Below are 6,329 nucleotides of genomic sequence, written 5' to 3'. Positions count from 1 at the left end.
TAGATTCGTCCTCCGGCATAATGCAAAGGTTGGTCCCGCAGATATAAATGATTACCGCAGATTTTTACCTTTCGCTTCTGCGGAAATCTTCTTAATCTGCGGGAAAATTATTTAAGCGAGCAGGGTGTATATAGCGGAATTGTGATCCAGAGCGCAGCGAAGGATCCCTGCGCTTCCACCCACCAACTTCGTTCAGCACTGAACCTTTTCTCGCATTTACATGAACGGTGGGTTAAAACGATCGTCATCCTGAACTTGATTCAGGACCTAACGAAAAAAACGTCATTGCAGTAGGTTCTTCATCTGCCGAGCCAATCTCCATTGAATAATCTTCAAAATAGATTCGTCCTCCGGCATAATGCAAAGGTTGGTCCCGCAGATATAAATGATTACCGCAGATTTTTACCTTTCGCTTCTGCGGAAATCTTCTTAATCTGCGGGAAAATTATTTAAGCGAGCAGGGTGGCAATAGCAAGGTGCCGATCGCGAGGTGCGAAGAATGCATTTTTCTTGCGCCCTTTCCCTCCCGGGGAAAGGTGCCGTCAGGCGGATAGGGGCTGTTTTTCTTTTTTCGCGATCTAACGATCCCACCACACCCTTGAAGTAAGCACATCTCCACCAGATATTCTGGTTACGGCATCTCTATAGTTTTGCGGATTGTTCAGAATCTCTGTGGAGAGGTAAATCATTCGCCTCGGGATAGTACCATTCGTTACATTACCTCTATAATTCACAGGAACCAATTTAGGATAATCACTTCTTTTCCAGTTTAACCAAGCCTCAATAAAATTGAAAGTGGTACCTGTTGTAATCCAATATTGCGTATTAATAGCCGAAAGAGCATTCTCTGTATTACTATCATCAAGCGGGTTTTGATTCACGAAAGTATTAAGTCTGTTGGCATCTACTGCCGCCAAAGGGTCTAATTGTGTCAGCGATTCTATGCCACCCGTTAATCCATTTGTATAGTGCGATTTTGCAGTTCCCGTTACATTCCATCCCCTTACCTTCGCCTCTGCCAGTAAAAATTCTGTTTCCGCGTAACTTAAAATAAATATTGGCCCGCCTAATTTGAGATATACGCCAGTGCGTGGTCTGGAATATTTCCCAAGTGGAGCGAAGTCACTTCCACTACCTGTACCACCAGGATAATCGGGTGCTCGACTGATATCAGTAGCGCCACCTTGCAGGTCATATCCATTCGGAAGCCCAAGCTGAACACTTGCATCTGTATTTCCGGTGAGGTTTTGATCTGCGCTTTTAGCCAGTCCATCATTTGGTACTTCTCCGATTACACCAAGCCTTGGGTCGTTTGTATTTCTGAGCTGATCGATTAAAGTTTTGCTCCACCGCACTTCCAGATAATCAGAATAGGTTCTTAGTGCAAGCGAACTTCCATTTTGGCTGTTAAATGAAGAAGCATCCGTAATTAAAATTGCATTATCGTTATTACTGGTAAAGGTTTTACCTGCTGCTTTTTCAGTCCAGATTTTTGCTTTTTCCGGATCTACTTTAGTTAACCTCATGGCAATTTTCAGCATTAAGGAATAGCCAAACTTTCTCCACTTGTCGATATCACCTTTGTAAAAAAGATCGGCAGTGGGGCCAGGTTTATTATTATCCAGCTGTGCCGTTGCCACTTCAAGGTCTAGCAGCATTTGGTTATAAATAACTTCCTGCCGATCGTAAACAGGATACTTTATCCCTTCCATTGCCTTAACCGCCTGCGTATAGGGAACATCGCCATAGGTATCGGTAATCCTTTGCAAAATCAGCACGAACATGATGTCGCCTATTGCAATTAAGTTTTGATTCAATGCAGGATCTTTCAATCTAGCCAGGCGCTGCATCTCCCTGATATGAGAGGCATCGGTATAGCCTTCATCAAAAATCCGTCCCTGGTAATCGGTAAAGCTCCCTGCATTGATATACTTATCGCCGTTGTTATAATAGTTATATGTAGAAGCGAGCAGTTGCATCATGGTACTCTGATACAAAAGCTGATAATAGCCCAGGTTGGCATAATTCAGTTGTGCATGTGCGAGCAAACTATTCGGATCGTAATTCTCTTCGGTGAGTTTATTTGGATCTGTATTAATCTCATCAAGTTTAGATTTAGAACAACTGTTCATCAAAACGAGGAACAAGATTCCGATCATAACCATCTTATTTATGTTCATCGTTTATTTGAATTTAAAATTAAAATTGATTCCAAAAGTTCGTGTAGCAGGCAATGAAGCACCTTCTATTCCGGCGTAGCCAAGTGTGGGCGAAAACTGCGATTCTGGGTCTACATTATCACTGTATTTAAGTAAAGTGAAGATATTTCGTGCCACTAAATCTATGTTGATGCCACTAAAGGGTGTCTTTTTAAGTACCTGTGTATTAAAGGCATAGCCTAATGAAGCCTGACGAAGCTTAATAAAACTGCCATTGAGTACTGATAAGGCCGAAATGTTAGTGGCCAATTCAGGATAGTAAGTGTAAGCGGGAACATTTATCGTATTTCTTTGGCCGTTTTCTAATACGCCATCGGCTACGATACCCGTTTCGCGTCCAACAAGTGTCGCTTTATTAAGGCCTTGCACATAACTGTAATAGGCTGTTGCCGATAAAATTTTGTTACCAAAACGGTAATCAATCAAGAAAGAAAAGTTGAATTGTTTGTAGCTGATGCTGTTGGTGATTCCGCCGTATAACGTTGGCATGGTACCGCCCATAGGAATAAAATCTCCGCGTTTAGGAATTCCATCTGACCCAATAACGAGGTTTCCACTGGCATCCCGCTGATAATCATAAGCCATAATTTGAGTAATCGGCTGTCCGACTACCAAGGCCGTATTGGCATTTAAAGGCCGGTAGGTACCCGTGAGCGTATAATTGCTATTGCCATCAATAGACAGCAATGTGTTTTTCACCTTCGTCATATTCAGGTTAATCTGCCATTTGCTGTTTGTTGTTAACAGTGGTGTATAACCAAGGGCAAGTTCTATTCCCCTATTGCGGGTTTCGCCAAGGTTTACATAAGCTGAGGTAAAACCTGTGGTAACTGATTGCTTTGCATTGATGATCTCATTGTGGGTAACACGGTTAAAATACGTAAAATCAACATTCAAGCGACTGTTGAAAAGCTTCAGGTCTAAACCAGCTTCTATCTCATTTAAGGTAAAGGGCTTCAAATTGTAATTGGGTAAATCTCCGGAGAAGCTCCCTAATGGCGTGCCGTTCAAGTTATTATCTACATTATAATAAATCTGGGTGGTATAGGGAACAATGGGTTCGCCACTGGTTTTGGCAAAATCTAATCTTAGTTTACCAAAATCAAGACCTTTTAATTTCAACAGGTCTGAAAAAATAAAACTGCCGGATACACCCGGGACAAAAATTCCGCGATTATTGGCGGGCAATGTAGAGTAAATATCATAGCGGCCCGTTACGGAGAAATTGAGGTAGCGCTGATAACTCAAATCTGCAGTGTAATAAGCTGATTCGGTTACAATCCGGGAAACGGCAAAGGTTCTGGTTCTGGTGATTAGATTTTCAGGAACATACAAATCGGGCACTATAAACTGCGACCCTTTTAATCGTTCGCTCTCTCCTTTTCTTTCCCGGTAATTTGCACCCAACGAAACTTCCAGGCTTAATTTTTCGTTTAGGCTTTTATTTGCGCTGAACAAAACATCGCTGTTAAATTCTGAAGTTTTGCTTTGATCATAAGCATTAATGCCACCCTGTCTGTTGATGGAAAACGCCGTGCCTGTAGGTAAAATACTCACCACCTTATCTTTACTAAAATCATAGCCAACCCTACCCTGAAGTGAAGCCCAACTCGCCAGTTGATATTTTACCACCGCAGAGGAGATGTAGCGGTTTCGATTAGCATAATCGGCCTGTTTGTTCATTAAAAAATAAGGATTGGTTTTATATTCGTCGGCATTCCACCGCTGCTCAAAACCAGTTGCCGAATCGAAACCGGGAGCCAGAAGCGATTGATCTAAACTGGTAGCCAAAGCCGAGATACCATAGTTTGCATTTAAAGGTCCATCGCTCAGGTAACTTTTATTTTTATTTCCTTCATCAATATAATTTCCGGTCAGGCTTACGGAAAGTTTGGGACTTAAAGCCAGATTTCCATAAAAATTAAGCGTTTTTCGATTAAGCGCGCCATTGGTTAGAATGGAATTATAATCTAAATTAGAAACCGAAACCCGATAATTGTTCCTGACGTTTCCACCCGTCAGGGAAAGCGTATTCGTAATCGCCGGAGCGGTACGATAAAAAGTTTGAATATTATTTTTCACTGGAGAATAAGGGCGCATGGAGCCATCAACCTGTGGTGTTAATTGTCCATCCATAATTTCGCCCCAACTTAATAAACTTGTGCTGATGGCGTTAAACAAATCAGCAGGGCGTTTATTTTGGGCGCCCTGACCGTACAAATATTGATAATCAGTAGAATTAACGGGAACATCGAAAGCTACATTTGCATTGTATTCTAACTTCGGATCCGCATTTTCACCTCCGCTTTTGAGGTTAATGAGAATGACTCCATTCGCTGCTCTGGCACCATATAAAGCCGAAGCGGCCGAACCTTTCAAGATTGTAATGGTTTCTATATCATCTGGATTGATGTTACTGATTCCATCGCCATAATCGGCGCCGCCGTATTCGTTAGCGCTTCCCCTGATGCTGTTATCAATCGGTACACCGTTGATGACAAATAAAGGTGATGCGGCAGTCATACTCGAAACGCCACGGATTAATACCCGCGCGGCAGATCCCGGACCACCATTTACACCAGTGATGTTTAATCCGGCCACCCTACCCTGTAAGGCCATAATCAGATTACTTTCCCTTGCCTTAGTGATGGAAGACCCTTTAATGGTAGTTAGGGCATAACCCACTTTTTCATTATCCTTTTCAATACCTAAAGCGGTAATGACTACTTCTTTTAACACGCGACCGCTATCTGCTGGTAATTTCCCGGCAGAGCCTTTTCTGATCACAATCAAATAGTTAGGCAAAGCAGAATAGGTGTAACCGCTGTTGAGCAATAATTTATCAACAACTTTTATCGCTTCTTCTTCCTTTACGTTAATGGAGACCTGATGTTTCGGGATTTGAGATTCACTATATGCAAAATGATAAACCGTTTGCTTCGATATCGTTTCTATTACCTGTTCAAAATCTACATTAGTTACATTTAGGGTAACTTTAGTTTGCGCATTAGTATAAAAAGGAAAGATCAGTCCGATTAATATTACGATTTTTTGCACAGCACTCATAGCCACAAATATACATGGCTTAATTGTTTGTACTAGCGGAAGATATAGACATTTTTACCCTTTATTGAATAATTAAAGTTTTCGATAAATTTTAAGGCGTTTAATGCCTCGGTAATGTTCTCTTTAGTAAAGTGTGCTGTGAAAGTCAGCTTTTTTAAATCCGGATCTTTGAAGGCAATTTTGATATCGTAATGTCTTTCAAAAAGTTTAGCTACCTCATCAAAGCGATCATTTTTGAAGATCAGTTCACGATTTGTCCAGGCAGTTTCTGTTACTCCTTCACCATCAGACTGACTTAAGCTTGCCTTCCCATTTGTGAGTGTAAATTTATCGTTCGGTTTTAAAGTAAACTGCTGTGATTTATCCTGATTGAGCGAGATGACTACCTTTCCCCTGATTAGAGTAGTTTCGGCAAAAGCATCATTTGGATAAATCTTCACATTGAAAGCTGTACCCAATACTTGTACGTCCATTTTTTCAGTATGCACAATAAAAGGATGCTGAAGATCTTTTTTTACATCAAAAAAAGCTTCACCAGAAAGGTAAACATTTCTGTTATGTCCGCTAAATTTTTTAGGATACCTGAATTTACTCGTGGAATTGATTTTTACGACAGAACCATCGCCAAGCGTAATCGTTCTGATATCTGCAGCTTTGGTGTGCACCTTCACCAGCACTAAATGATCTGCCTGATCTGAAAAAAATGCTTCTCTTTTGTATAATAAAACAATACCCAAAGTAACAAGAACAGCCGCAGCTATTTTTAGCCACAGGAGATTTTTACTTTTTATAATTTTTAATTGAGGTGCTTGGGGAGTTTGAATCTGGCTTTTGATGCGATTAAAAACCACATCGATGTTTTCTTCTTCCTCCGTTTCAGATTCAAGGTAGGTTTGCAGCAAATGATATTCTTTATTAAGCGCTGCATTATTGGCTAAAATTGAATTCAGCTCAATAGATTCATCCGCAGAAATTTCTCCGGCTAATTGTTTTCCAAGCAATTCTGTAAATCTTTGATCTGTCATTTTAGTTATGGTCTTCTGT

General features: G+C 40.9%; 3 protein-coding genes. All 3 read right to left on the bottom strand.

The features are described from left to right. Positions 1–578 precede the first annotated feature (578 nt). From ACN1CD_RS23325 to ACN1CD_RS23315, 3 genes are read right to left on the bottom strand one after another with little or no spacing between them, the layout of a single operon-like run. On the bottom strand, positions 579–2,180 hold the full coding sequence (locus ACN1CD_RS23325; RefSeq protein WP_419132833.1) for a SusD/RagB family nutrient-binding outer membrane lipoprotein: 1,602 nt from the start codon (positions 2,178–2,180) through the stop codon (positions 579–581). 3 nt (positions 2,181–2,183) lie between these two features. Further along, entirely contained in the window at positions 2,184–5,285 is a 3,102-nt protein-coding gene (locus ACN1CD_RS23320) for a SusC/RagA family TonB-linked outer membrane protein (RefSeq protein ID WP_419132832.1), read from the bottom strand. Between the two features lie 32 nt (positions 5,286–5,317). Beyond that, entirely contained in the window at positions 5,318–6,310 is a 993-nt protein-coding gene (locus tag ACN1CD_RS23315; RefSeq protein WP_419132831.1) for a FecR family protein, read from the bottom strand. Between the last annotated feature and the right edge of the window lie 19 nt (positions 6,311–6,329).

Source organism: Pedobacter sp. N23S346 (assembly GCF_048515415.1).
Lineage (GTDB): Bacteria > Bacteroidota > Bacteroidia > Sphingobacteriales > Sphingobacteriaceae > Pedobacter.
This window is presented reverse-complemented; position numbering and strand designations above follow the sequence as displayed.

Coding starts and splice junctions, on each gene's coding strand:
- ACN1CD_RS23325 (WP_419132833.1), bottom strand. CDS start 2,180: ATGAACATAAATAAGATGGTTATGATCGGAATCTTGTTCCTCGTTTTG.
- ACN1CD_RS23320 (WP_419132832.1), bottom strand. CDS start 5,285: ATGAGTGCTGTGCAAAAAATCGTAATATTAATCGGACTGATCTTTCCT.
- ACN1CD_RS23315 (WP_419132831.1), bottom strand. CDS start 6,310: ATGACAGATCAAAGATTTACAGAATTGCTTGGAAAACAATTAGCCGGA.